Source organism: Phenylobacterium sp. (assembly GCF_004297125.1).
Classification (GTDB): Bacteria; Pseudomonadota; Alphaproteobacteria; order Caulobacterales; family Caulobacteraceae; genus Phenylobacterium.
Genome location: NZ_SCVD01000034.1, coordinates 1 through 26,280 on the forward strand (window position 1 = coordinate 1; position 26,280 = coordinate 26,280).

Consider the following 26,280-nt stretch of genomic DNA (forward strand, 5'->3'; position numbering starts at 1 on the left):
GCAGACCGCCTCCGAGGCTTGCACTCTGCGCGTGCGCCGCTTGCGACGCCGCGGCCATGGCCACGGCTGCAGCCGTGCCAAGCGCCAGGTTGCGAGAATGCCTCTTCATAGTTTGCCCCCTCTTTGCCGCTGCGCTGCTGCCGCACACACGGCTTCGCTTACGCTGCAGCTAATTGCCGCGCGAAAGATAGACGGATGTCCAAATTCTCGCAACCCCATCGTCGGCTGCGACACTTCGCCCTTCCCCTCACTTTCCGGCCGGCTTTAAATCCGGCCTTTGACAGGGTCACCGAAGATCGTGTTGCGCTCGCTCACGGGCCGACGTGGTGATGCGGTCTCCGCCTGCGGTCAGCCGCCCTGCCGCCGGAAAGTCACTGGAGACGAGTCTTCTCGTCTATCCGCAGATTCTCTGCTTCTACTCTATCAGAATACTGTCTCATGGACCGTGGATATGGAAATTCGAGGGTGCCACATGGTCGAGCGTAGAATTACTAAGACGCGATACACGAGCGGCCGCGCCACGATCTCCAATATCATCCGTGCAGCTGAGCGGGTACTTGCCGAGCAAGGTCACGCCGCTCTCAGCTTGCGCAGGGTTGCTCAAGAGTGTGGCCTGCCGATCGGCAACGTCTCGTACTATTTTCCTGCCAAGCAGCAATTGATCAAGGCGATGCTCGATTCCATCGTTGCCGATTTGGCGGCCCCGATGGACGAGCTCGAACGATGGGCAGCCGACTATCCGAACGATGGGCTCGTTAAATATCTGAGCGGTTGGATGAAGTTCAACGAAGAGAGCCGCGTCGCGCGCATCTACGTAGAAATTTGGTCAATGGCGAACAACGACTCGGAAGTCAGGGCCCACCTTGACCAATACTATGCTCATGGTGAAGCGCGCGTGCGCCGGATGCTAGCCCGCCTCAATCCCGAGCTCAGCGACGAGGCGATGGATACCTTGTCAATATTTGCAATTTCGATCATGGAGGGCCTCATGCTCTTCGGCAACAATGGCCACAGACATGCTAGACATATGCCGATTTTAGCGGCGTACGCCATGGATGCAGTTCTCCATCATGCTCGGTCGCCTGATAGTGCGTCGCTTCGATCGCTCGTAGACCAATACCAGCAGGCGACAGCCGTCCCCATCGTTTAAAGGGGGGCGTAGAGCAGCACGTCCACTTGGTGAGGCGGAGATCTACTCCACAGAAGGGCAGCTTTAACTGCCGGGCGTGGGCCCGGTCTGCGCGCTGAGCTTCGCCGCCGCCATCGACGGTCCGGCACGCTTCCGGCGTCCCGCGACGTGGCCGCTTACTTCGGGCTGACATCCAGACGCTGGCAGTCCGGCTCCTCCATCGACGTCCAGGGGCGGATATGGGGAATGCCTAGCGCACAGGTGGTGGCCCAGCAAGCATCGCCCCGGTGACAGCGAGTCCGGGGTCCAACAACACTTTAATTCTATTGCTGTAACTGGCGGTGTGATCGGAGAACGGCGCTCGGCTGACCGGCCTGGGCGCGAACCCGGTTGTCCAGTTCATAGGGTCAGCCCTTGCAGCGCAGAAGCGACTACGAATCCAAGATAGCCCATCCCGGGCCAGGCGCTCCGCTCGACATCCGCTTCCTCGATGAGGAAAGGACAAGGGAGGCAGAACGGCGATGCAAGATCATCGAGGATCTGGAAGCTGGGGGCCGCTTCGACGGCGCTACTGTGCGCGCGGCGGCTGACGAGTTCGGCGCCTCGAAGTCGCAGTTCAACCGCTATCGCCGCAAATACCGCGAACTCAAGACTCTCACATGCCTACTCCCTCAAGGCAGCAACGGCGGCCGTGGCGCCGTTCGCCTTCACCCGGAGGTGGAGGCGCTAATCGTCGAGGTTCGGGAGGAGTTCGATCGGGACAAGCCCAATGCGCCAGACAACCACGCCTTCGCGGAAATCCGCAGGCGCGCTCGCGCGCGAAACCTACCCGAGCCAGCGCACAACACGCTCCGAAGCCGCTTCATTGGTGTGCCGATCCGCCAACGCAAGGAGCGCAAGTACGGTAAGAAAATTGCCCGGGAGCACCACAACGCCCTGGTGGGTGCTACGCCAAAGACCGACTTTCCGCTGCAACGCATTCAGATCGACCACACTCTCGTCGATGTGGTTTGCACGGGCGTCCACGACCGCAGCCACATCGGCCGACCCTGGATCACCGTCGCCCTCGATGAACACACGCGGGCCGTACTGGCCTTCGTGCTTTCCTGGGAATACCCGAACGCGGCAACGGTCGCCCTTCTGATCACGCGGATCATGACGCCCAAGGAGGAATGGCTGAAGCGCCTGGGCTCATCCGCGAGCTGGCCTATGCACGGCAAGCCCGAAGCGATCTATGTCGACAACGCGAACGAGTTCAGCTCCGAAGCCGTCATCTTCGGCTGTCGGGAGTGGCAAATCCCCAAGCCTGAGACCCGCCCGCCCGGCATGCCGCATTTCGGAGGGATGATCGAACGCTTCATCGGGACCGCCATGGGTGAGATGAAGCTGCTCAAAGGTTCGACCGCCCACGCGCGTGGGTTCGGCAAGGAGCGAACGCGCAATCCTAACGAGACCGCCGAGATGAGCTTGCCCGAGCTCGAGCTCTGGATGATTGAGGCAATTTGCGAGCAATATCATCGCAAGAAACATAGCGGTAACGACGGCCAGCGCCCCGACTATGCGTGGGCAAGGGGCATCTACGGCACCGAAAGGCGCCCTGGCCGCGGCGAGCCAGAGAAAATCGCAGACAAGCTGAAGCTCTTCCTCGATTTTGCGCCGATCGAATATCGGACCGTCCAGCGGTATGGCGTCCTTTGGGACGTGCCGTACTGGGGCGACGTCCTACAGCCGTACCTCGACGCCGGGGACAAGCGCCGCTTTGTGATCCGTCGCAACCCCTATGACCTCACGCGCGCCTGGTTCCGGAGACCGGAGGACGGCCTCTACTACGAGCTTCGCACCAACGAGATCACGACCGAAAACGTGGCGCTTTGGGAGTGGCAGCAGGAGCGGCGCAAACGCCGAGCGGCTGGCGACTCCACTGACGTCGCCTCGATCGACGCGTCGGTTCAGCGCCAGCGCGACCTCGAAAAAGATGCCCGCAACAAGACTGCCGCCCACCGGCGCCGATTGAATGCGGAGCGGCGGGCAAAGGGTGCCGAGGTGACGCGCGAGATTCTCGGCGACGTAACTTCGAGGCCCCACGCACCCGCGCCACCAGCCAAGCCCTACAACCGCGACATCTTCTTCATGGTGGATGATGAAACCCTCATTTGACGGCCGCAAGCTGACGGCGGGGGCTCGAGCGGCCCTGGAGGCGGACGACACCGCTCGGCTTCGTCAAATCCGGCGCAAGCCCTTCATCCTCCACGCTACCGCCGCCACCATCCATACACTGTGCGACGAGGCCCTGGAGGACTACCCAACGGAGGGGGACACCCATCTGCTGGTGGTGGGCGATAGCGGAATGGGTAAGAGCAAGATCCTGAAGCGGTTCGCAGCAATTCACGGCTGTCCGGAGGACGGTAAGCTGACCGCTGCTAATGTCCCCGTACTCTACATCAGTTGTTCGATCACGGCCTCGGCCAAGGGCTTCCTGGGCCGCATCTTCGAGCGGACGAACGCACCGTACAGCGCCAGCGCGAGCGCCGAGGTGCTCTATCCTCTGGCTTTGCGATTGCTCCGGAGGATCGGCGTCAAGCTGCTGATTGTGGACGAGGTGCATCACGTCCTTGCAGGCCCCAAGGATCGCCAGCTCGAAATGCTGAGCGTGCTCAAGCTGCTCGGCAATGACCTGGGCATTACAATCGTCGCCTCGGGAATCGACACTGCGCTTCGCGCCGTCCAGCTCGATCCTCAGATGGCCCGCCGTTTCGACCCGATTGCGTTGAACCACTGGCAATTCGCTGATGCGACGGCCGGCTTCCTGAACAGCATCGAAGCCACCTTGCCCCTGCAGCACGCTTCCGATCTGTCCGAAGAGCCGCTCATGCGTTGGATTCTCGCGGAGAGCGAGGGCCTGACCGGTGACATCGTCCGGATCGCGCGCCGCGCCGCGGTCACCGCCATCAAGACCAAGGAGGAACGCATCACGCTGAAGACCCTCAAGTCCCTTGGGTGGATCCGTCCCTCCCGTCGCCTCGCCGAATCCCAGGCTGCGCTGAAGGCGGGCCGCCAGGTGTTGGGTTGAGCCAATTCCAGCTCTGGCCGATCAGACCGCGTCCTCAGCCGGACGAACTGCTCTCTTCGTGGCTGCGCCGGATCGCGCTCGCGCACACGCCCAAGGTTCATAGCTTCTGCCACGCCGTATGGCCTGGCCTGCAGATTTGGAACCGCGACATCGACGCGTCGGCGCCGGCCGTCCTCGCAACGGTGATGGCGGAACGTACAGGTATTGCGGCGGCGGACGTCGAAGTCACGACGCTGCGGCCGTTCACGGGCGTCCTATTCGAGGATCTTCGGGGGCGAACAGCACACACCGACTGGATCCTGCCGGTCGGCATCTATCACCGCACGCGCCGGCGTCCCGGTCTGCAGTGGTGTCCCATGTGCCTCAGCGCCGACGAGGAGCCCTACTATCGCCGCCGCTGGCGCCTTGCGCTGGCCAGCACCTGTCCGCGCCATGGTGTGGTCCTGGCTGATCGCTGCCATGACTGCCGGCGACCGGCATCGCCGCATCGTGGCCAGGATCCGCTCTGTGACGTCTGCCAAGCAGATCGCCGCGAATGCCCGGTCGAGCCTGCGGATTCACAGGCGCTACAGTTCGAGCACCGCCTCGCTGAACTCTTGTCGGCCGATGCCCGGGCCTGGACCCAACTTGAGGCGCTGCACCCCTTGTCGTTCTTCGGGGTAGTACGACAGGTCATGACCGTTGTTGGGGCGGGTGAGCGGTCCCAGGGCCTTCGAGATGAGATCGCCCGGCACTGGGGGGGCGACCCGGCGCCGCCCTCCGAGAAACAGCTGGAGTTCATGGTGACGGCCGACCGTCACCGCATCTCGGCTCTCTCCGCCCGCCTCATGCGTGGCTGGCCCTGGCTTTTCGTGGCTCACTGCGCCGATGCCGGTGTGTGGAAATCCTGGGCGTTCGGTGAGCGGCGCTACGGCCGCTCGCCATTCGCATACGCAGACCCCGTGATCCGGTTTCTCACCGCAGCCTAAGCCGGCAGTGCGAGTGACCAACGCGGAGGTGCGGCTCGTGCGGGTGCGCCGCACCTCCGAAGGCTCAGAGGAGAATTCGCTCGCTACCGAAGTTGGCTTCCGGCTTGGGAACTTGCCCTCCGTCCATCATCATGTGGGGCGCGTTCAGGTCCATCTGCAGGACGGCCGCAGCGGGCTTCAGGCTTGCTAGTCGTATTGCTTGTGCCAGCACCAGAGCGCCAGTAGCCGCACCGACGAACGGCACCGACACAGAGGCGTCGGCAAGGGGCACCACGCCGCACGCACCCGATGTTTGAGCAAGCGCCTCATAGGGCTCGGTGGCGAGATTTTTGGCCCGACGATCATCCGCGACGGGCTTGGTCCAAAGGCCGTCCAGGTTCGCGCCGGCGGGGATGACTCGGACCTGGAGACCCTCGAAGTCGACAGGACCGTGTCCAATGCCGGCGTCGATCATGTAGGGGAAGCCGGCGCCGGCGACGGCGCGGCGGGCAGGCAGACTGTCCAATCCCGCGATCAGCATCTGGGGGTCACTGTCCTGCACCTGCACGTCGCCGAAGTTCCTGCGCTCGACGATATCAACATCCCATCCCAGCGCTTCCAGCCAGCGCTCTCCGATGCGCGCCTTCTTCCACCCGATGTCCTTGCTCGTGACCAGCAAGCTCGTGGGCTCGTTCTCCGGCCCGATCCGCTGGTTGTCCTGCAAGATCACCCTACGAGGCCCCTTGAACGGCAGGAATCCCAGATTCCAGATGAAGGCTTGGCCTAGATGCCCAAGGCCGAGAATCCAGAAGGAATTCGGCACGTCGAAGGCTGCGGGACCTTGTAGGGGGGCGTCGACACTCCAGGGCGCCCAAAGGGAGATCGTCAACGGCTCAAGGCGGTATCCTTGCTTACCGCGGATGTTTGCGAACACATCGCGCACCGCGAGCGCGCCTGCGAAGACACCGGCGAGCGCAAGTCGACCGTCCCCAGTAGTATGGTCGCCTTCCGGACGCAGACCCGACAGCCAACCATCCCACCAGCAACTCACGCCCCAGGCCTCAAGCTCCGGGCCGCGCCCGACGTAGATCGCGTGCGTGGTGTCGTCCGGCGGTGCAGTGACCGTTGTGGCGCCTAGATAGGCTGCGGCCCCAAGCAGCGTACGGCCCATGAGCTGCGGCACGAGGAGATCGGCGTCCTCTCCGAGGACCAGGTTCACGCGGCCGAAGCACTTGAAGGCAGTCGCCAGCACGGTCAGCGTCGCCGCTTGGCCGGCCGCTGTACGGCTCTGGTCCCCCGCGACGACAACGCAGATGCTGACTGCGTCAAGCCGAGCCTCCGCCTCGGGGAACGAGGACACCAAGCTGGCGTCGGTGAGCGCCTTGGTGATGCGCGAGCGGCGAATGTGGTCGGTCATGACGTCTTCTCCAGTTTCACGAACTTCGACCCAGCCGCGGAGTGATCGGTCCAGGCGCCGTCGCCGTGGTACTCGTAGATGCCGATGTTCCCTGGAGCCGGAGCGCCCCGCGCGAAGTTCGGCAGGATCATTGCGATGTGACCCGCACGCGGCATGACGGGGTTGGCCCGGTCCGAGGGACTTTGGCCGTAACCTGCCGGATGAACATGCACGTCAGCGACAACGCCGTAGCCGCGAGAACGGCAGTGCTCCCACAGGCGCGGCAGCGCGACTTGGCGGATCGTCACCTCACCAGTGGCCAGTGCCAGCGGATCGATGTCGTCGTAAAAGACGAACTCCTGGATGCGTTTTGCCCCGTTGGGAAGCTCGACCCCGAGCAGGTAGGCGCCGCTTTCGCGCCGCCCACCCAGGGTGCGCCGAGCGAGCTCCCCCACGCCTACCCGCCAGACGGCGGTATCACACAGCAGCCGTGGCCGACTGCCGATCAGCCAACCAAGCAGCGTGTTCAGAAACGAGCGCATAGAGGTGCTCCATGATGAAGGTTATGTGCCGGTCGCGCCGCCAAGCCTGATCCGGCCGGCTAACGGCCCAGTTGTTGTGATTAGCGGCGCCACGCTGCCAGCCGCGGTAGATTCCGCCGTAACCCGTCCCGGACTCATTCCAGTCCTTCAGAGCGTCCACGACACCTGGCGTACTCTCGGTCGGTGCCGGTGGCCTGACCCCGCGGGCGTGATCCCACAGCTGCACGTAAGGTCCCTGTGCGGGAAAATCGTCGCACAGGAGCTGAAACTCCATGCTGGTTTTGAACGCGCCGTCCGCATCAGACCCGGTGACCCGCACCTCAATGTGGGGAAATTGGTTTCGGAGGACCGCCCAGCGGCCCTCCTCCACCCCGGCCTGAAACAGGACGGACTCCAGCTGGGCGGCGAGCGTTTGCTCGGCCGCCGAGGGCTCAGAACACTCCATTGGTGAAGTCCCGCAGCGTCAGATCGAGCACCAGCGTGTCTTGCCCTTGCGGGGAGTACTTGCCGATGACGTCGTCCTTGGGCAGGGGGTTCTCCGCACCCGGCAGGATCAGGTTGGCGCGGGCCGCGGCCTGGGGCTCCAGTTTGAACCCCTGTTTGCCGACCGCCCACTGCAGCACCTTGAAGACCGTCTTCGCCGGCCCGAACACCTTCTCCTTCGTCAAGTGTTCGTAGCGCACCTGGACGGTGATCTTCTTGTTGCGATGCGCCACCAGGCGAACCGCCTTGCGGCCGGCGAGCGCGGCCATCGCTTCGTCCGCGTCGCGTTCAAACAGCTCGTAGTCGTCATCCAGGCCCAGGGCGGCACGGACGCCTTCGCGGTTCGCCTGGTCTTCTGTGACCGCCAAGTTCACGACCTGGCCACGGTCTTCGACCTGCACTTCGATCTGCAGGGTGGCCGCCGACTTCGCGCCGGCGCTGGGGTTTTCGGTGTCTTTCAGCGTTCCCATCAGGGTCTCCAGGGCGCGCGAACCGACACGGACCGTCGGCGGGCGGCATTGACGAAAGGTCGAATTGGACTACAACAGCCAAATCGGTCCGATTTCGTACAGTGCATAATCGGACCTAAACCTCAGATCAAGTTTTTTCTGAGACACCAGGAGGAGCCGTTTGCCACATGCCACAGACACACTCGAGCAGCCCTCGTCACAGCCCAGCAGCAGCGAGAGGCTGCGGGCGTTTTTCAGGATCGCTGAACTCTGGGGCCTCACCACAGATCAACAAATAATTCTGCTGGGCAGTCCCTCCCGTTCCACATTTTTCAAGTGGAAGAAAGACGGCGGGGAGATGTCACCAGATACAGAAGAGCGAATTTCGCATCTCGTATCGATCTACAAGTCGCTTCAGATCATCGTTCCCGAGCCCGTCAACTCGGATACATGGCTGAAGCGACCGAACCGATTCTTTGATGGACGTACGGCGTTGGACAAGATGCTCGATGGTAAACTCACCGACATCTATGCAGTCCGTTCGTATGTAGACGCGCAACGCGGAGGGTAGATTGCGTTATCCCACGCGCTCAGTGGATCAGAAGTGGCGGCGTTTAATTCCGTCCCGCTTTCCGCCAATCGACATCTACGAGCGCCTGGGCTCACCCGAGCTCGCGCGCGCGGCGATTGATTCGGAGAATCGAACCAATCCCCGCCTGTTGGCGCGGGAGTGGCTCGTCGAGGGTTCCCCCCGCGTCGATGCCCGCTCCCCGCGCTTACAGAACTGGAATCACGCGCCGTTCGCCTACAAGAACCCCGAAGGCAGCACATTCCTCGATAAGGCCTTCGGAGTCATGGAGGTCGCGGACAGCGTGGAAGCGGCGTTGGCGATCGCCATCCGACGTCGCGAAATTTTCCTGAGCCGCACGGACGAGCCGCCGACGAATCTCGACATGCGAATGCTGGTGACGCGGATCAACGGCGAGTTCGCCGACCTGACGGGTCTGCCGCGCGACGCTTCGCAAAGAGATCGACGCCGTATCGGACTGGAGGTTTACAACGCCGACGGCTGCGGGGTGCTATTCAAGTGCGCAGAGCGTCCAGACGCGACCTGCCTGGCTGTCTTCGACAATCGTGTTGTAGGGACGACCGAGCAGGCCGCGCACTACAGATTTGTGTGGGATGGAAGGCAGATCCGCAGCGTCTATGACTTCTCACCGCCGGGCAATGTGATCGAAAGATCGGCTCTCATCACTGGCGCGATCGAACAGGAAGCAGCGTAGTGGCGCTTACCAACGCAGCGCGGGAAAATGCACACGCGCTGTAGACACAGCTGAAAATGATTCCTAAGTTCGGGTGGCGCTCGTCGCAGTTCACGTCCCCGCCGTGCTACCGAACGGGATAACTACGGCAGTGAGAGACAACAGTCTCCCAACGGCCGAACCGATAGCGGATATAAGAGCAAACGCTCACCGCTCTCGGGTAAGAACAAGCAATACGCATATCGCCTTTTCCTCCTTCTCCGGGTTTGAGCCCGGAGACTCCGTGCGCCCCATGCGCCACGTAGTTGGCCAGGGAGTGCGGAGTGGAAAAAAAGCGACGAGCGCCACCATCAGAGGTGGCCTAGCGGCGGCTTGAAGTCAAGACGACTGCACACAGAACAACCAGCTGGACCACGGAAGCGAAGCCTGCGGCACGTGACCGCAGATCAATCTCGAGTCCTATTCAGCCTCTGTTGCGCTTGTCTCGCGACGTTCACGCACCCTTTGGCGACGTCTACGCTGCCGTTCGCGTTTCACTTCATCGTGCGTCGGGATCTCGGAAAGACGAAGGTCGCTGTGCTCGATCAACGCCGGCAGGACACGTTTTCCCAGGGAGTCCAGGTAAACCTTGATCCCCTCACGCCGAGCGAACTTGAACGCCGGCACGAAGTCTGTGTCGGCCGTCACAACAACGAGCGACCTCACGGTGTCGTTGAGAGACAGTCGCGCGATGTCGAGGCCGATCCGGATATCAACGCCCTTCTGGCGCAGGTTGGGTTTGAGGTCGTTGGCCGTCAGCGCCCTTGGAGCCCGGGTCAACTTGTCCATCGCTGACTCGCGGACTTGCCACCCCCCGATCCTGACGTCACCCATGCGGAGCGCCAGGTTGGGGGCGCTCGCCAGTTCGTTTTGCAGCCGCATTGCCGCCTGCGTGCGATCGCTCGCTTGCAAGTCCAGCTCAGATGCATCGATGGGATTGATCAGCACACCTTGGGCGGCTGGCGCGTCGTAGTAATAGATGCGCAGGAGGTCGCAGTCCTTCACGGCCTCATGGGCGACTATCCGGTCGCATTCATCCAGGATGTCTTTCGCCGTCGGAAAGCGACGATGCCGGGCCCAGAGGACCTTCTGGATGAACCCGCCGTCGACGCAAATCGCGAATCGAGGCTTGAACACCCACTACAGCTAACATTTTTCGGGATTCGGCAAAACGGCCGTCCGCCCGTGGCGTCCCTTTCGGTCCGCACTTATTAAGGGTGACGGGCGAACGACCTGTTTTGCAAGGACAGCCTATAGGCCGTGCCTTGCCGAAGTGTCAACGATGAACCGGAAAGCCTTGTTCCATTCCGTTGAGCTAACCCTCAACCAGATGGATGCGCTCATGATCCGATGCAATAGGCAGCATCATCACACGTATGCCGCCACTCAAGACATCAACTCTGAAGACAGAGTTTTCTTCCAGCAGGGTTGAGCGCCCCTTTCCGGGATGTTGATCGCCGAAAGCGCCGCTGCTCAGCGCAAACATGCCCATCAGCGGGAATCGTTCTATCTTTATTCCTGCCTTTCTCGCGCATTTCGAACCAAAGGAGCCTAACTTGGCCGATCTGGTCTCGCGTTCTGAGTTTCGCCTGTCTTCGCTGTCGCGGTGGCCACCGGAGTGAGCACCACCCTCGTGGACGAAGAAGAAGGACATCTGCTGATCCGCCTGCTGGATCTCCCTGGCGTTCGGGAGATCGAGGCGCTGCTAGCGCGCGCCGTGGCCGCCCGAGGCAAGAACTGGCAGTGGTGTGACGAATACGATGAGGCCAAAGCGCTGGCGGAGCGGGTCTCGCGCCAAGCCTTCGGCATCGCCGAGGCGGACACACGACATGTCGATGACCCCAAGCGTTCCCGCGAGGACAACGACAACGAAGGAGGGTGGTGGGAAAGCCACTTCCGCGGCTATGTCGAGAACAATCAGCCAGACCCAGGAGCTGATTGGGCAGCCCTCGATTGGGATGTCAGCGACGAGGCGGGGCGGCCGCTCCGCGCTCTCGGCTTCTTCCACCGCCAGATCGTTGCGGTGGAGTACGGCCTGTGCGGACACCTCCCGGGTGAAGTCGTAGACCTGAGCCCGGCCGAAGCAAAAGCGATCGAAGCTCGGCTGCAAGCCGACTTTCAACTATTCAAAGCAAAATGAATTCTCAGGGTCTGCCGCACCGGGCTGCTGCGCGCTCAAGGCGCCGTGAGAGCAGAAAAGCGACTGTGAAAACGAACGCCGCCGCCGGCGTCGTCATGGCGAAGTTCATCAAACCTTGAAGCATGCCGCGCCCATCTGGTTAGGCCTCGACTTAACCCTTTTACGCCCGCGCCAGCCACCCACGCGCTCGCATATCGTTCCAAAACCCAAATCGGGACGTCGCGGTACATAGAAAATGGGATGGGATATAGTGACGGAAAATGGCCAACGGACGATGCCCGTAGCTGTTGTCACTAAATCGACCGTTTGTGGAACACGTATGTCCCAGCCCGCGAGGTCAACCGTCCACCCAAGCAAGCCCAAAGCCCTGGCGTCAACGCGGTCGGTAGGACTGCGCGGCGTCTTAGTTGGCTATGCGCGGGTGTCGAAATCAGACGGCCGTCAGACCTTGGACCTCCAACGGGATGCCCTGCTGGCAGCAGGCATCACGGCTAAGAACATCTACGAGGACCACGCCTCTGGTCGAAACGACGACAGGCCAGGCTTGGCGGCGTGCATCAAGGCTTTGCGCGGCGGGGACACTCTCGTGGTGTGGAAATTGGATCGGCTGGGCCGCAATCTTCGACACCTCGTCAATACCGTGCAGGACCTTCAGGCTGAAGGCATCGGCTTGCGCGTGCTTACAGGCCAAGGTGCAGCCATCGATACGACGACCCCGGCCGGAAAGCTGGTGTTCGGAATATTCGCTGCACTCGCGGAGTTCGAGCGCGAGCTGATCTCTGAACGAACCCGAGCCGGTCTTGCCGCTGCGCGAGCGCGGGGCCGCGCCGGCGGACGCAAGCCCAAAATGACTGCGGCCAAGGTGCGCCTTGCGCAGGCAGCAATGGGGAAACCTGAGACTCGGGTCAGCGCGCTCTGTAGGGAAATAGGCGTATCGCGGCAGACCCTCTACCGACATGTTGGGCCACAAGGCGAATTGCGAGCGGCTGGACTTCAAGTGCTGGGTCGGAAGGCACCATAAACTCCCGTTCCGGGAGCGGGTGGGAAGCGAACACCAGGCTTTCAGCCACCGAACTCAGCTTAGCGGCAGTCGTTGAACCTTCGCCGGGCTCCGCTGTCCGTCATCCATGCCCCGAGCAAATCCGCAGGGAACTTCGCCCAAGCAGGAGAGGGTTCAGGATGTGCGGCAAAGACGGCGCTGGTAGTGCGTGTCAGCGGGGAGAAAGCCCCATACGGATTGAGCGCCGCCGCTTCAATCGAGGCAGCGGGGCGGCGGAGGAGGTCTGCCGGCGAGCATGTACCAGGGCCGCCCCGCTCACGGGCTCTCCGCCTAGTCCGGGACTGGGAGATGCAGCGACCGCATACGGAGCAGCGAACAAGGACGGCTGAAACCCTCGCATGCCGGCTGAAAAGCGCGCATGCGCGAGCGGCGGGCGATTAGCGCCACGGGTAATCGGCTAGTCTGACGCCACGCGAAGCGAAACGATCAACGATTCTTCGGCGCAGGCTCACCACGTCGGCCGGACGAACCTGCGCCAAACGCGCCACTTCAGCGGACGTGAAGCGCTCGGGCTGCGCCGCTTCGCCCCGCCAGCGTTCGACGATGTAGTTCAGGACCGACGCCTTTTGCTCTGGGCTCAAGCCAGAGCCGGCCACGCCAGGCACGCTTACCATGTAAAGGCGACCTTCGGCGTCGCCGGCCAAATGTCCGATTGACGTTTCGAAAGGCGGGATGCCGGCCGAAACGGCACCCCGCCCATCACTCACATGGCAACCGGAGCAACGCAGCAGGTACATTGCTTGTGGCGAAGTCATGCCGTGGAGCGGCTCGGCGCGCGCGCCCCATGCAAACGCAATGGCCGCCGCCGCGGCGGCAACAACCGCGCCCAGGCCGAGACCGGTGACGCCTCTGGCGGGCGGCATCAGCCCGCCGTTCCCACAACGATCGCGACCGTGCAGTGGTAGCCCTTGTTCGCGTTCGCCATGCACCAGTTGACGTCGTTGTTCAGCCCCATGGTGTACGGCGGGCGCTCGCCCTTGCTGCCCAGGCAGAACTTTGCGCCGGTGAAGGGCGTGTTTCCGCAGCAGTCGTAGTAGGAGACCAGGTAGTCGCGCTTGTCAGCGGGGTTATGACACGTGCCGACCCATGAGACCTGGGACGCTTCCGAGCCCATTGGGCAGGTCGATTTGCTTCCCCCAGCGGTTGTGCACAGGAAGCCATCGAGCGCGCAGTACCGCCAATAGGTGCAGGTCTCGTCATCCTCGGGCGCCGGGGCGCCGAACGCGCGGTCGAATGGCAACGTCGTAACGGCGCCGCCGAGCAATAGCCCTCCCAACTGGGCTAACGCGCTGCGCCGACCATGCGTGCGCGCGCTCCGGCGAGCGCTGGTGACCAATAGACCCTCCAGCGCCTCGCCAAGAACACGAGGTGCGCGCGACAGCGCGTGCTTCCAACCGCGGGGCGTGCTGCTCATGTTCCTTGCTCCTGGCTCGGTTGTTGCATCATCAGACGAATGCCAGCGCACGCTGTTTCGCGAGCTGCTGAACGGAGGCGGCGCCCGCCTCTAGCGCGTGAAATAGGCTCTCAAGCTGTTCGCGATTGTTGATCAGCCCCTTCGCGCGAACCACGCCATCGCCATCGAGCACGACCCCAAAAGGCAGGCGCTGCACGCGGTATGCCATTCCAAGTTCCGTCGAAAGCACATAGGCGAAATCCCCCAGACGGCGTCTTGAGATGAATGCCTGGTGGGTCGCTTCCTCACCGTCGCTGGCGAGGACGACATCGAGCCAGTGGCCCTCATCCTTTCGGACGCTATCCAGGACCGGCAGAAGCTGTTTGCAGACGGGACATGAGGTGGACAAGAAGAAGAGCAGCTGAGCACGCCCGCGGCCGGGCCCGACCACCACCCCCCCGCCGTTGAGGCTCGGCAGACGCATTGTTGGGCTCGCCTCGCCGACTTTGGGTCCGCCGCTGTCCATCAAAGCTCCGACCGGGGCGACACGTTCGTAGAGCACGCCGATCTGACGCAGCATGGCCCAAACCACGGCCGCCAGGACGAGGAAGCACAGCCAAAGGGCGCCCAACAGGACGAGTATCGTGCTCTGCGCCATTAGATGCGCCCCCCGCTCACCAGAGCCACGCCGCCGCGGGCCACCATCCGCCGTCGATTGGCGAGCGCCTGGCCTGCAGCCGCGACGCAAACGAACGCGAGGCAGCCGGCCGCCGCGCCGGCGAGGATCACCAACCAGGATGGCTGGCTCGACGCCAGCGCTGCGGAGCTGAGCAGGCATGTGCAGAGCGCCAGGTTCCGCAGCACCAGGGCGAGACTGATCGGTGTGGGCGGGCCCCCGCAACCGCAGCTGATCTCCGAGCGGCCCCGCACAAGGTTGACGCCCATCGCCACGGCGTAGAGGGCGAGAAGTGCCGCCGCAGCCATGAACGCCTGGTCTTGAAATGTCGGGATGAGGAGCGCGGAGCCGACGGCGAATTCGGCGAGCGGAAGGAGTAGCGCGACGGCTGGGATGGCCAATTCCGGCGCGAGCCGGTAGTCCCAGAGGATGCCTTCGAAGCGTGCCGTGTCCAAAAGTTTGTGGGCGGCTGCGTGGAACAGCAAAAGCGCGGTGAACACCGCGAGCGTCCAAATCAGGAGATCTGTCGCAGTCGCCATCTCACGGGACCGTCACATAGGCGGCGTCTTCGGCGACGATGCTGTGGGTCGGCTTGGCGGCAAACTTCGCGGTCGGATCGACCTCGAAGCGAACGATCCGACCTTGGAAACGCGACACAGCGAACAGTGTCGGCGTCTTGTCGGCTGTGACCGCGAGATGGGTGAACGACGCGGCGGGCGACCGGTACAGCACTTGCCTGGACTTCATATCGACGGCCCAGATCTCCTCGGAGCCATGCTTGTGGCTACCGTCCGTCGCTCCGCTGTGCATTAAGACGAAGAGCACATCGTTCGCCGCATTGTAGGCGGTGATCTCGTAACCGCCCGGCGCCCAGTCCCGGGGTCCGCCAGACGTCATCTTGAAGCTTTCGATGAGTCGCGGCGCATCGCCCGCGTCAGACACCCGGTAGACGACACCCGAGTAGGACACGAAGATCAGGTTGCCGGCGCTATCGCGCTGGACATGGGTGAACAGCGGGTCCTTCTGGGCGTCGAAGATCTGCTCGCTGTACGCCTGCCCGGATGGTCTCCCGTTGGGGCCGAGCTTGACCGTCATCAGGGTGCCGTCGCCGCAGAGGGTCGAGAACCGATCGCCGGAGGCGGAAGGAATGATAGACCAGCACCCGGGGGTCGGCGCCTCGGCGACAGACTTGCCCGCATTCAGATCGATCACCGTCACCGAGGTCGCGGGCGTCGCGTTCTGGACCAGCGCGAAGCGGTTGCTGGCGGTCAGTTCGACGATGCCCCTCGCAGTCTGGGTGAGGGCATACTTTTCCGAGACGAGGATTTCGGCGCCCGGCTTTAGCGTTGCGAGATCGTAGCGACGGAACACCACCTCAGCTGGACCGGACATGATCCGCTTTGGATAGGTCGAAACCACATAGGCCGCGCCGCCTCCGCGGGCGACCACCACCTGGCCGTTCAAGCCGACCGTGATGTTGGCTTTGTAGCTCAAGTCGTCGGCGGAATAGATGTTGACGGACCCAGCCCCGTTCCAGCTGCCGTGGTTGATCAGCACATTGGGTCCAGGCTTCAGGGCAGATTCGACCGTAAGCTGCTCCGGGGGCAGCGGCTCCTGTGCGACGACCGGGCCGCTCGCGAAAGCGATGGCCGCGGGCAGGACGCCACCGCCAAGGGTGGTGACGAGCCACTTGACGGCAGCGCCCGCAGCGCCCGGTCCGCGCCGGCTTGAACGTAGGCTCCCCACAGAGAGGAGCGGCGTGGCCGCGGCCGATGGCTCCGACAGGGTCTCGGCGAGCGCTCTGGACATGCTGGTTGCCTTTTCTCTTCGGACCGATCGGCCGCGCTGAATCAGTAGCGGTGCGTCAGCGTCACCCCGACGGTCCGCGGGCGGATGGTCGAGGCGCTCCACACGTAGAGCGTCCTGCCGGCACCCGTGAGCGGGTGGGTGTCGAACAGGTTAGTCGCGAACACGGAGAGGTCTGTGCCACCGCGGGTGACGCCCAGCCGCGCATTGACGATGGTGCTGGCCTCGATACGCGGGATCAGCGGATCGTAGTTGAACACGTCGGGGTCACGCGTTCCGCTCACGCCTGGCCGGCTGGAATAGGTCACGTCGGCGCGTACATAGCCGTCCAGCGTCGCCGTTAGAGGGCGCTCGTACTGACCGCTCAGCACCACCCGCCACGGCGCGCCCGCGCCTGAGATCGCAGAACCTTTGGCCAGGACTACGGCGCCGTCCTGCGAGACGAGCCCTTCATCAAGCGTGGCGTCTGTGTAGCCGACCGAGGCGCTGAGGACGAGGCCACGGGCCGGCGAAGCGTCCAGCTGAAGGTCGAAGCCCTTGACGGTGGCCGAGCCGAGGTTGTCCGTGAAGGAGAGCAGGCAAGTGGGAAGCAACAGGCTGGTCTGGATGTTCTTCCACTTGATCGCATAGGCGCTGCCCGCGACCGCCAACTTGCCGCCGAAGAACTTGTTCTTCGATCCGACCTCATAGCTCCACACGGAGTCGGAGCGGTACGTGGCGGGCGTGTCCGGGCGACCCGACGCGTCTGTGTAGCCGTAGCCGATCAGGTCTGCGTCACAGGCCGCGGGGAGCGGAAGCTGCGCTCCGCCCGGTCGGAAGCCTTTCGACACCGAGGCATAAAGTAGGTTCTGGTCGTCGATACGGTAGTTGACGCTGACCTTCGGTGTGAACGCGGTTTCCGAGGTCTTGAGGGAGCCGTTGGCGTATACCGGCTCCAGAACGCCCGAACCGAACGGGCAGGTCGGCCCCGTTGGACAGGGAATACCAAACGGGGCGTTGAGGTTGTTCTCCGGGCCGACCGTATCGAGCGTATAGCGAAGTTTGTTCTTTGAATAACGGGCGCCGGCTGTGACCGATAGCTGTTCCGTCAGTCGGAAGTCGATCTGTCCGAACAAGGCGGCCTGACGCTCATTGGTGCGGGCGTAGGCGAAGTAACTGCCGGACTCGCCGATCATCGGCGCGCCCCAGACGTTGTGGAAATTGAGATAACCAGGCCCGAACGGATCTGCGCCGGTCAGGTCGGGAATGCCGAAGTAGCTCTTGGCGTGGTAGAAGGCGTTCTCCTCGAGGAGCTGTTCGGACACCTGCCGCGTCTTCGAGTAGAAGAAGCCGGCAACCCACTTCAGCCGGCTGTCCTCGTCAGCGTTCGACTGGATCCGGATTTCCTGGGTGTACGCCTGTTGCTCGTCGTCGTAGGCGGTGATGCCCTTCTCGCCTGCGAGAGGCACGTCCAGCACGTAGTACTGGAGCGCGTACGGGATGGTGAAGTCCATGTACTGACGCTTGTCTTGCTCGACGAACGATGTCGTCGAGTAGACCGTGACGGGGCCGGCGTCCCATTCCACATTCAGGGCCGAGACGAAGAGCTCACGACGGCCTTTGCTGGTGTCCGGGAGCGTCAGAGCGGTCAGCCCGTTGGCCGCCGAAGGCGCGCCGGGCGAGAAGTCCGGAACGACGAACCGTCCGGCGCTCGGGTCTGAACCCGACAGCCAATAGGAGTCGGCACCGACGCCGACATTCTGCACCTGGTAAAAGACCGACGGAGTGATGGTGAGATTTTCGGCCGGGGCCGCCGCCACGGCGAGTCGCACGACTTTGGTGGTCACGTCATTGAAGTTCTTGTCCCCCTCGCCAGTCGGCTCGAACCGCAGGCCCTCGCCGTATGAGGCGCCGGTGGGATCCACGACGGTCAGGGTGGCCGGCACTCTGTCGATCCAGCCGCCCTCCTTGCGGTAGAGCGCGCTCAGTCTGAAGCCCAGACGATCCTGAAGCAGAGGCCCCCCGACAGCGACGCCAGCTTCGTAGCTCTCAGCGGCGCTGTGGGTGGACGACCCCTCGACGCGCACATGGGCAGCGAAGTCCGTAAGGCTCGGGTTCGGCTGGATGAAGCGGACTGTGCCGCCTTCGGAGCCTGCGCCGAACAAGGTGCCCTGTGGCCCCCGCAGAACTTCGACGCGCTCAAGGTCGAAGATGACCGGGAGAGAAGCGCCCGCACCGAAGCCGACCTGCCGAACTTGGATCGGAACATCGTCGACATAGATCCCGGTGGTTGAGGCTCCCGCGTTGGACGACACGCCGCGGACGGCCACGTCGCTGCTGCCCGTCACCGTGGGATTGAAGCTCAGACCAGGCGTGAAGCGGACGACGTCCCCGAACTGCTTCACGCCGCGGTCGTCCATCTGCTCCTGAGTCATTGCGGCCACGCTGATCGGCACGCGCGACAGCGACTGAGCAGAACGCGTCGCAGTGACGACGATCTCCTGAAGCTCGGTGCTGCCGGGGGCGGCCACGTCCTGGGCGCGCGCGACACCGGCGGCGCCGCAGGCCCCCAGCGCGAGGAGGCTGGCTCGCGCGACGAGGTGTCTGCGACGTTGCATGTGCGACATGGAATTCCCCTGTTCCGATCTGGAGATCTTTTGTCTCTCAGGGCGCAATTCTGGGCGGACCGTCGGGGAGGGGTAGGTGCGTAAAGTGCGCGGTAGCGTGTGCGCAGGTCACCAAGCTGCGCTCGGGACGGCCGGCTTCCGGCCTCAAGCTGATCCTGGCTCGTGCAAGTTCGAGTTGCTTAAGCCGGTCGCCGCAGGGCGGCCGATGCGAGCACTTGGAAGCGAAGAGGCGGACGGCCGCTGAGCCAGCGGCCACCGTCAGCGACGCTTACTTCTTCAGGGTCGCCAGAAAGGCGATCAGATGCGCGCGGTCCTCTTGTCTCGGCGTCGAGATCATCATGGCTGAGCCCGGCGCGACGCGTTGCGGCGCAGCGAGGAAACGGTCGAGCTCAGCGACATCGAAGGTTAGGTTCGTCTTCTTGAGCGCTGGCGTATACCGCGCAAACGATCCCGCGCCAGCCTTGCGACCGACGACGCCGCGCAAATCAGGGCCTATGCCGGCATTGCCCTTGACGGTGTGGCACGACACGCAGCGTTGCTGAAAGAGCTTGGCGCCTTCCGCCGCCTTTCCAGTGGTTGCGGCGGCCGCGCTCCCAGCCATGACTAGGGCGACACCCGCCACCACGGCCTCTCCAAGGTAACGCCTCATCGACTCGACTCCTGCTGCACCGCGCGCATCGCGGACCGCTGGATAGCGATCGCACAGGCTTTGCGTTACCTCAGCACCCCGGGCCGCGGCAGGCGCTTAGAAGGCGCCTTTCGGTGCTGCGCGGCCACCACGAGTCCTCAGGCGCACATCTCGCCGTTGGCGGGCGATCGGGCCCGCGCGCCTCTGACGAACCTGCGCGCCGTTAGCCGCCGCTGCGGTGCTGGAAAGCCACCGTGCGGGGCGCCTTTCACACTCCAGCCGACCGCCACGCGACAGCTACGGTGCCGGCATCTCAAACGACGTGATGATGCGCCATGACAAACGCCCAGCTCCTCGCCCGACGTGAACACGCCCTCCCGCGCGGTATCAGCACGGCCACTCCCATCTTCGCCGCGCGCGCCGAGAACGCGGAACTGTGGGACGTAGACGGGCGACGCTACATCGACTTCGTCGGCGGCATCGCCGTTCTCGGCGTCGGCCACCGCCACCCGCGGGTCGTTTCAGCGGTGCGTGATCAGCTGGAGTGCTATACCCACACGGCCTTCCAGGTCTGTGGGTACGAACCCTATGTGGAGCTCGCCGAGCGCCTGAACGCGCTTGCGCCATTCACCGGCGAGGCGAAGACGATCCTGTTCACCACCGGAGCCGAAGCGGTGGAGAACGCAGTGAAGATCGCGCGCGCCGCGACGAAGCGTCCAGCGGTGATCTCATTCGTCGGTGGGTTCCACGGCCGCTCCATGCTGGGCCTCGCGCTCACCGGCAAGGTGGCGCCTTACAAGCGCGAGTTCGGCCCGCTCCCCGGGCCGGTCTACCACCTCCCCTTCCCGGCGCCTTACGCTGGCGTGACCGAGGAGCAGTCGCTTCAGGCACTGGACTTCCTGTTCGCCGCCGACGTTCCCCCATCTCAGGTGGCGGCGATCGTGCTGGAGCCCGTGCAAGGCGAAGGCGGCTTCCACGTCGCTCCGCCGAGCCTGCTCGCCGCGCTACGCAAGATCTGTGATCACCACGGGATTCTGCTCGTGGCCGACGAGGTGCAGACCGGCTTCGCCCGGACCGGCAAGATGTTCGCGATCGAGCATTCAGGCATCGAGCCCGATCTCGTCACGATCGCGAAGTCGCTGGCCGGCGGCCTCCCGCTCGCCGGCGTCATCGGGCGCTCGTCCGTTATGGACGCCGCCGAGCCCGGCGGCCTGGGCGGCACCTTCGGCGGCTCTCCGCTCGGCTGCGCGGCGGCGCTGGCCGTTCTCGACATCATCGCCGAGGAACAACTGCTCACCCGCGCCGATGCGATCGGCGCGCGTCTCCGTGCCTGGACCGAGAAGGTGTCGGCGCGCAATGATATGCCTGCGATCGCCAACGTCCGAGGCCTCGGGGCGATGATCGGTTTCGACGTCCTCAAAGCGCACGGCGCGAAGGAACCCGACCCGGGAGCCGCCAAGCGGATCGTCGCGGCAGCCGTTCAGCACGGCCTGCTCGTGCTCTCGGCCGGCATGCAGGGCGAGACCATCCGCTTCCTCCCGCCTCTGACGATCACCGACGAGGTCCTGGAAGAGGGTCTGACGCGCCTCGAGCAAGCCATGGTCGACATCTCCGCGGATCGTCCCGCCGATGCTTGATGGCCTCGATCTAGCGCGTCCGGAGCTCCTCTCGGGCCAGAGCCTCATCGATGGCGCGTGGACCGATTGCGAGCGCGTCATCCCTGTGATCAACCCGGCCACGGGCCGGAAGATCGGAGATGTCGGGGACTGCGGCGCGCACGATGCCGAGCGGGCGGTGGCCGCAGCCAGCCGCGCCCTGCCGGGCTGGCGCGCCATCGCGCCGAGGACGCGGCAGGCCGCCCTGCTGCGCTGGCGCGAGTTGATCCTCGCGAACGCCGAAGACCTGGCCCGCATCCTGACCGCCGAGCAGGGCAAGCCGCTGGTCGAGGCTCGCGGCGAGATCCACTACGCGGCGAGTTTTCTCGAGTGGTTCGCAGAGGAAGCCAAGCGGGCCTACGGCGACATCATCCCGGGACATCAGCCTGACAAGCGTCTGCTGGTCCTGAGGGAGCCCGTGGGCGTCGTTGGCGCGATCACCCCGTGGAACTTCCCGGCAGCAATGATCACCCGGAAGGTGGGGCCTGCCCTCGCCGTTGGCTGCACTATGGTCCTAAAGCCTTCGGAGCTGACACCTTATACCGCACTGGCTCTGGCGCGCTTGGCGGTCGAATCAGCGCTGATCCCGCCAGGCGTCTTCAACGTGGTTGTCGGAGAGGCCGAGCCGATCGGTGCCGTGCTCACGCAGGACCCCCGGGTGCGGAAATTCTCTTTCACCGGCTCCACAGCGGTCGGCAAGATGCTCGGAGCGCGTTGCATGAGCACCGTCAAGCGGGTGTCGCTTGAGCTCGGCGGCAACGCGCCGTTCATCGTGTTCGACGATGCCGACCTCGGCCAGGCCGTCGAAGGCGCCATCGCTTCCAAGTTTCGCAACACTGGACAAACCTGCGTCTGCGCCAATCGCCTGCTGGTGCAGTCCGGCGTCTATTCAGCGTTCGCCGAGCACCTGGCCGAGCGCGTTTCAGAGCTGGCGGTCGGCGACGGGCTGAAGGGGCAGATGGATCAGGGCCCGCTCATCAACGAAGCCGCCCTGCGGAAGGTTGAACGCCACGTAGAGGACGCCAGGGCCGGCGGAGCCTCGGCTTTGACCGGAGGCCATGCGCTCCCCGGCGAAGGCTGCTTCTACGCGCCGACAGTCCTGGTCGACGTGGCACCGGATGCTCTCCTGTGCCGTGAAGAGACGTTCGGGCCCGTGGCGGGTCTGGTCCGGTTCGAGACCGAGGCCGAGGCCATCGGCCTCGCCAATGAGGGCACCGCCGGGCTCGCCAGCTATCTCTACACGCGGGACCTCGACCGCGCCTTCCGCGTCACCGAGGCCCTTCGCTACGGGATGGTCGGCGTCAATACCGGGCTCATCTCGACAGAGGTTGCTCCGTTCGGCGGCGTCCGTGAGTCCGGCCTCGGCCGCGAAGGGGCGCGGCAAGGGCTGGACGATTATCTCGACTACAAGCTCATGTGCCTAGGCTTGGCGCCCGATCCTGGGGGCCGCTCCGGCTAGCCTGAGAATTGCTTCTGGTCGCGGCCGGTTCGCCAGCCGCGGTCAGGGTATGCCCTCACTGAGGCTCGAGAAAAAAGCCGCGGGCCCGGCTGGGCCCGCGGCAGGATGCTGCCCACGCCAGGGAGGTGAGCGGGCGGCTTGGGCTCCTTGTCAGGAGATGCCGCGCAGCGCGGCGGCGCCCCTCGACGATCTGCGCGTCATGTCTCTCGCAAGTCGGCGCCAGTCTGCGCCCGGATACCCTTCCGACGGAGTCGATCGACCAACCCGTAGGCCGCGAGCACCACTGCAAGGCTGAGCAGGCTGGCGTGCAGCTGACTGGCGAGGTCTGGCGTGAAGGCCATCGCGGCCAGGACGCCCATCATCGCGACGACGGCGGCATAGGCTGTCCATGGGAAGAACCAAAGCTTCAGGGTCAGAGGTCGCCCTTCCGCCTGAGCGCGCCGCCGCAGGACCATCTGTGAGCCAGCGATCAGCAGATAGACGAACAGAATGATGGCACCCGAGGCGTTCACGAGGAACGCGAAGACCCCCCCCGGCGAGACGGCTGAAACGCCCACGCCGACGAAGCCGAACAGGGTGCAGAAGATGATGGCGCGCGCGGGTACGCCCCAGCTGCTGAGCCCGACGAGCCACTGCGGCGCGTCGTTGCGGCCCGCGAGGGTGAAGAGCACCCGGGAGGCCACGTATATGCCGGAATTCAGGCACGACAGCACCGCGACGAGGACAACCATTTGCATGAGGATGGCGGCGCCGGGAATGCCGATGACCGTCAGCGCGGCGGTGAAGGGCGACTGACCGGGCTGGACCTGGACCCAGGGCATTACCGCCACGATCAGGCCCACTGCGCCCACATAGAACACGACGATGCGCGCCACGAGCGTGGTGGTAAGCTTGGCGACAAGCTCGGCCGAATCCTCCGCCTCGGCCGCTGCGACGGTGACGATCTCGGCACCCACCAGCGCGAAGATCACGCTCGTCGTGCCGGCGGCGACCGCCCACCAGCCGCGCGGCGCGAAGCCGCCATGGTCGACCAGATTGCCCCAGGTGGCGTCAGTCCCTGGGGGCAGGCCGAAGGCATAGGCCGCGGCCACAACGATGAAGGCGATGATCGCCGCCACCTTGATCGAGGAGAACCAGAACTCGAACTCCCCATAGGAGCGCGTGGACAGGAGGTTGGCGCCTGTCAGCACCACCATGAGCGCCAATCCGATCTGCCATGCGGGCAGCGGAATCCAACTGGCGACAATGTTGGCCCCGGCGATGGCCTCGATGGCCACGACCACCACCCAGAAGTACCAGTAGAGCCAGCCTGCGATGAAGCCCGCCCAGTTTCCCAGCGCCAGACGTGGGAACTCCGTAAAGGACCCGACGTGCGGATGGGCGACGGCCATCTCACCCAGCATCCGCATCACAACAAGGACGAGCAGGCCCGCGAGTGCGTAGCTGACCACCGCAGCGGGCCCGACCGCGGCGATGGCCGCGCTGCTGCCGACGAACAGACCAGCCCCGATGATCCCTCCGATCGAGATCATCGTCACGTGTCGGGGCTTCAACGTGCGCGCGAGTTGCGGCGCAGGCACCTGGCCGACAGGTTCCGTCACCACGAAATTTCCCCAAATCTGATCTGCATCGGAATCCCGATAGGCCCGCCTCGAAGTCCCCTCATGGACGGCCGCGCTCGTAGACGAGCTTTCCGCCGAGGATGGTCATGTCCACCTTGATGCCTAAGATGGCCTCGGGATCGACGGTGAGCGGATCCGCGCTCAGCACGATCATGTCTGCAAGCTTCCCCGCCTCGAGGGTGCCCTTCGACCGCTCCTCCCAGGACAGGTAAGCGGCCTTCTCAGTGTATCCGCGAATGGCTTCCTCGATGGAAACCCGCTCCTCCGGCCCCACGACCTCGCCGGACGGGTTCTTGCGGGTGACCGCCGAATAGAGGCCCACCATCGGCCCGATCGGCAGGTTGTCCGAACCGAAGGCGACGTGCAGCCCAAACTTCTTCCAAGGCGTCGCCACGGCGTTGTTGTGACGATAGCGGGTGGCGTCGAGCGTCTCCCGGTACCGTCCGTCCAGGTTGTAGGCGAAGTTCGGCTGTTGCGAGATCAGGATCCGGTACTTCGCCATTTTCACCATCGTGGCCTCGGGCGGCATGACGGTGAAATGGTCGAGGAACCATCTGTGGTCGCTATCCTTGATCTGGGGATAGCGGTCGAGAGCGCGCGCATAGGCGTCGACGGTCTGCACGATGGCAGCGTCGCCGATGGCATGCAGGGCAAGCTGCCACCCGTTGGCCGCAGAGGCGTCCACTAGGGTCTGCAGCTCGGCGTCGGTGTAACGGCCCTTGCCCCGGAATCCTGGGAGGTTCTTGTAGTCGGCCAGTGTCCAAGCGGTGGGCCCGGTGAAGCCGCCGTCGACCGGGTTCTCGCCGATGCCGCCGAGACGCACCCATTCGTCGCCTTCGCCGCTCTTCTTCCCGTACGCCTTGAGGCGTTCCGGGCCGGGGAAGTCGATGTAGGTGGTCACGCGAGGGATGGCGTGGCCTGTTTCAGAGTGCAGCAGCGCCAGCCGGCGCGGCGTCAGGCCGCTCGTCGTCTTGCCGGAGCCGCCGGCCCCGACGGGCTCGTCGTCAATGGTCGTCGAAGCCGAATGGAAGCTCGTGATGCCCAGCTCGAGAAGCCGTCTCATCGCCGCGACGTAGCCGGGCTTGAGCTCTTCCCAAGGGGCGGGCGGCACGTGCCGAAGGAAGAGGTCGATCCGCTCGCGCACGACGCCGTTCGGTTCGCCGCCAGCGTCATGCTCGATGAGCCCGGTGGGTGGATCAGGCGTCTTGCGGTCGATGCCCGCCATCTTCAGCGCAAGGCTGTTTCCAACGGCCGAATGTCCGCCCGCCCGGGTCAGGGCGACCGGATTATTCGGCGCCGCGGCATCGAGATCTGCACGATTGAGGTTGCGGCGTTCCGCGAACAGCGCCTCGTCCCAGCCATAGCCGGTGATCCATTCGCCTGGCCCAAGCTCAGCGGCCTTAGCCCGGACAATCTCCTGGACCTCCTTGATCGAGCGCGCAGGCTCGATGACCACTTGCCGCCGCGCGAGACTATAGATGTGCAGGTGCGTATCGATGAAGCCGGGCATCAGCGTGCGCCCGCCGAGATCGATCTTCGACTTCGCGTCGTATTTCGCCGCGAGTTCGTCTCCTCCCAGCTCCACGATGCGGCCATCCCGCACGGCGACGGCTTTGCGGATCGAGAACTCCCGATCTACGGTGAGGACCTTCCCGTTGTAGAGAAGAATGTCGGCGGGCTCTGCACTCTGTGCGCCGCCCGCGCTCGCCGCCAGCAACGCCGCGATCGAGATCAGCAGACCTCCACGTCCGGTCAGCCTCATGCGCCCCTCCCGCGATTGTGAGCGCACGCCGTTGCGCGCCCGTCACCGTTCCAGGACCCGAAGCTTTGCCCTCGCTCCGGAGATGAGGAAGTTGCGATTTTGGACGGGGATGGTGCGCCGCCTGCACCTAGCCGAAGAGGCCTCGATGAGCTCTGG

25 protein-coding genes and 1 pseudogene are annotated in these 26,280 nt (G+C 64.3%); 11 read left to right on the forward strand and 15 right to left on the reverse strand.

Annotated features, from left to right (window positions below; translation table 11 throughout):
* Positions 1–472: 472 nt before the first annotated feature.
* The 5 genes and pseudogenes from EPO51_RS23105 to EPO51_RS23125 all read left to right on the forward strand — a co-directional run bounded on the left by EPO51_RS23105 (position 473) and on the right by EPO51_RS23125 (position 5,167).
* Positions 473–1,150 (forward strand): TetR/AcrR family transcriptional regulator, encoded by a 678-nt coding sequence (locus tag EPO51_RS23105; protein ID WP_293355285.1) that lies wholly within the window; start codon positions 473–475, stop codon positions 1,148–1,150.
* Between the two features lie 67 nt (positions 1,151–1,217).
* Positions 1,218–1,369: pseudogene (locus tag EPO51_RS23110) on the forward strand (transposase); the annotation flags it as partial.
* Positions 1,370–1,543: 174 nt separating this feature from the next.
* The gene (locus EPO51_RS23115; RefSeq protein WP_293355288.1) at positions 1,544–3,286 is read left to right on the forward strand and encodes a Mu transposase C-terminal domain-containing protein; all 1,743 of its coding nucleotides are present in this window, start codon (positions 1,544–1,546) and stop codon (positions 3,284–3,286) included.
* A complete protein-coding gene (locus EPO51_RS23120; RefSeq protein WP_293355291.1) occupies positions 3,270–4,199 on the forward strand; it encodes a TniB family NTP-binding protein in 930 nt (309 codons plus the stop codon). Before EPO51_RS23115 ends, EPO51_RS23120 begins: the two co-directional genes overlap by 17 nt.
* Entirely contained in the window at positions 4,196–5,167 is a 972-nt protein-coding gene (locus EPO51_RS23125; RefSeq protein ID WP_293355294.1) for a TniQ family protein, read from the forward strand. Before EPO51_RS23120 ends, EPO51_RS23125 begins: the two co-directional genes overlap by 4 nt.
* A 64-nt stretch (positions 5,168–5,231) precedes the next feature.
* Here the strand turns inward: EPO51_RS23125 and EPO51_RS23130 are convergent, their stop codons facing one another.
* From EPO51_RS23130 to EPO51_RS23145, 4 genes are read right to left on the reverse strand one after another with little or no spacing between them, the layout of a single operon-like run.
* Entirely contained in the window at positions 5,232–6,563 is a 1,332-nt protein-coding gene (locus tag EPO51_RS23130; RefSeq protein WP_293355297.1) for a hypothetical protein, read from the reverse strand.
* Positions 6,560–7,084 (reverse strand): hypothetical protein, encoded by a 525-nt coding sequence (locus EPO51_RS23135; protein WP_293355300.1) that lies wholly within the window; start codon positions 7,082–7,084, stop codon positions 6,560–6,562. Before EPO51_RS23135 ends, EPO51_RS23130 begins: the two co-directional genes overlap by 4 nt.
* Positions 7,020–7,529 carry a DUF7665 family protein gene (locus tag EPO51_RS23140; protein WP_293355303.1) on the reverse strand — a complete coding sequence of 170 codons (510 nt, stop codon included), beginning with the start codon at positions 7,527–7,529 and terminating at the stop codon, positions 7,020–7,022. The genes EPO51_RS23135 and EPO51_RS23140 overlap by 65 nt, the downstream gene beginning before the upstream one ends.
* Entirely contained in the window at positions 7,516–8,037 is a 522-nt protein-coding gene (locus EPO51_RS23145) for a hypothetical protein (protein WP_293355306.1), read from the reverse strand. The genes EPO51_RS23140 and EPO51_RS23145 overlap by 14 nt, the downstream gene beginning before the upstream one ends.
* Before the next feature lie 160 nt (positions 8,038–8,197).
* Between EPO51_RS23145 and EPO51_RS23150 the strand changes: the two genes are divergently transcribed.
* Together EPO51_RS23150 and EPO51_RS23155 are read left to right on the forward strand one after the other, a co-directional pair.
* Positions 8,198–8,587, forward strand: a complete 390-nt coding sequence (locus tag EPO51_RS23150) for an MbcA/ParS/Xre antitoxin family protein (protein ID WP_293355309.1) — start codon at positions 8,198–8,200, stop codon at positions 8,585–8,587.
* A 1-nt stretch (position 8,588) separates the two neighbouring features.
* A complete protein-coding gene (locus EPO51_RS23155) occupies positions 8,589–9,299 on the forward strand; it encodes an RES family NAD+ phosphorylase (RefSeq protein WP_293355312.1) in 711 nt (236 codons plus the stop codon).
* Positions 9,300–9,737: 438 nt separating this feature from the next.
* Here the strand turns inward: EPO51_RS23155 and EPO51_RS23160 are convergent, their stop codons facing one another.
* Both EPO51_RS23160 and EPO51_RS23165 read right to left on the reverse strand, forming a co-directional pair.
* A complete protein-coding gene (locus tag EPO51_RS23160) occupies positions 9,738–10,454 on the reverse strand; it encodes an NYN domain-containing protein (protein ID WP_293355315.1) in 717 nt (238 codons plus the stop codon).
* Between the two features lie 178 nt (positions 10,455–10,632).
* The gene (locus tag EPO51_RS23165; protein WP_293355318.1) at positions 10,633–10,971 is read right to left on the reverse strand and encodes a hypothetical protein; all 339 of its coding nucleotides are present in this window, start codon (positions 10,969–10,971) and stop codon (positions 10,633–10,635) included.
* Between EPO51_RS23165 and EPO51_RS23170 the strand changes: the two genes are divergently transcribed.
* Entirely contained in the window at positions 10,951–11,457 is a 507-nt protein-coding gene (locus tag EPO51_RS23170; RefSeq protein ID WP_293355321.1) for a hypothetical protein, read from the forward strand. The two genes, EPO51_RS23165 and EPO51_RS23170, sit on opposite strands and share 21 nt — an antisense overlap.
* 319 nt (positions 11,458–11,776) lie before the next feature.
* Positions 11,777–12,478 carry a recombinase family protein gene (locus EPO51_RS23175; protein WP_465246629.1) on the forward strand — a complete coding sequence of 234 codons (702 nt, stop codon included), beginning with the start codon at positions 11,777–11,779 and terminating at the stop codon, positions 12,476–12,478.
* Positions 12,479–12,894: 416 nt separating this feature from the next.
* On the opposite strand, the gene EPO51_RS23180 is transcribed toward EPO51_RS23175, so the two are convergent.
* The 7 genes from EPO51_RS23180 to EPO51_RS23210 form a co-directional block, all read right to left on the reverse strand.
* Positions 12,895–13,380 carry a c-type cytochrome gene (locus EPO51_RS23180; RefSeq protein ID WP_293355324.1) on the reverse strand — a complete coding sequence of 162 codons (486 nt, stop codon included), beginning with the start codon at positions 13,378–13,380 and terminating at the stop codon, positions 12,895–12,897.
* Positions 13,380–13,931, reverse strand: a complete 552-nt coding sequence (locus EPO51_RS23185) for a methylamine dehydrogenase light chain (RefSeq protein WP_293355327.1) — start codon at positions 13,929–13,931, stop codon at positions 13,380–13,382. The genes EPO51_RS23180 and EPO51_RS23185 overlap by 1 nt, the downstream gene beginning before the upstream one ends.
* A 31-nt stretch (positions 13,932–13,962) precedes the next feature.
* Positions 13,963–14,568 (reverse strand): methylamine dehydrogenase accessory protein MauD, encoded by a 606-nt coding sequence (gene mauD / locus EPO51_RS23190; protein WP_293355330.1) that lies wholly within the window; start codon positions 14,566–14,568, stop codon positions 13,963–13,965.
* Entirely contained in the window at positions 14,568–15,125 is a 558-nt protein-coding gene (locus EPO51_RS23195) for a MauE/DoxX family redox-associated membrane protein (RefSeq protein ID WP_293355333.1), read from the reverse strand. Before EPO51_RS23195 ends, mauD begins: the two co-directional genes overlap by 1 nt.
* A 1-nt stretch (position 15,126) precedes the next feature.
* Positions 15,127–16,395, reverse strand: a complete 1,269-nt coding sequence (locus EPO51_RS23200) for an amine dehydrogenase large subunit (protein WP_293355336.1) — start codon at positions 16,393–16,395, stop codon at positions 15,127–15,129.
* 41 nt (positions 16,396–16,436) lie between these two features.
* Positions 16,437–18,998: a TonB-dependent receptor gene (locus EPO51_RS23205; protein ID WP_293355339.1), complete on the reverse strand. Its 2,562-nt coding sequence runs from the start codon at positions 18,996–18,998 to the stop codon at positions 16,437–16,439.
* A gap of 268 nt (positions 18,999–19,266) precedes the next feature.
* Complete coding sequence (locus EPO51_RS23210) at positions 19,267–19,647, reverse strand: c-type cytochrome (RefSeq protein ID WP_293355342.1); 381 nt, start codon at positions 19,645–19,647, stop codon at positions 19,267–19,269.
* 314 nt (positions 19,648–19,961) lie between these two features.
* Between EPO51_RS23210 and gabT the strand changes: the two genes are divergently transcribed.
* Both gabT and EPO51_RS23220 read left to right on the forward strand, forming a co-directional pair.
* Entirely contained in the window at positions 19,962–21,263 is a 1,302-nt protein-coding gene (gene gabT / locus EPO51_RS23215; protein ID WP_293355344.1) for a 4-aminobutyrate--2-oxoglutarate transaminase, read from the forward strand.
* Complete coding sequence (locus EPO51_RS23220; RefSeq protein WP_293355347.1) at positions 21,256–22,740, forward strand: NAD-dependent succinate-semialdehyde dehydrogenase; 1,485 nt, start codon at positions 21,256–21,258, stop codon at positions 22,738–22,740. Before gabT ends, EPO51_RS23220 begins: the two co-directional genes overlap by 8 nt.
* A 197-nt stretch (positions 22,741–22,937) precedes the next feature.
* On the opposite strand, the gene EPO51_RS23225 is transcribed toward EPO51_RS23220, so the two are convergent.
* Both EPO51_RS23225 and EPO51_RS23230 read right to left on the reverse strand, forming a co-directional pair.
* On the reverse strand, positions 22,938–24,341 hold the full coding sequence (locus EPO51_RS23225; protein ID WP_293355350.1) for an amino acid permease: 1,404 nt from the start codon (positions 24,339–24,341) through the stop codon (positions 22,938–22,940).
* A gap of 61 nt (positions 24,342–24,402) precedes the next feature.
* Positions 24,403–26,124 (reverse strand): amidohydrolase, encoded by a 1,722-nt coding sequence (locus EPO51_RS23230; RefSeq protein ID WP_293355353.1) that lies wholly within the window; start codon positions 26,122–26,124, stop codon positions 24,403–24,405.
* Between the last annotated feature and the right edge of the window lie 156 nt (positions 26,125–26,280).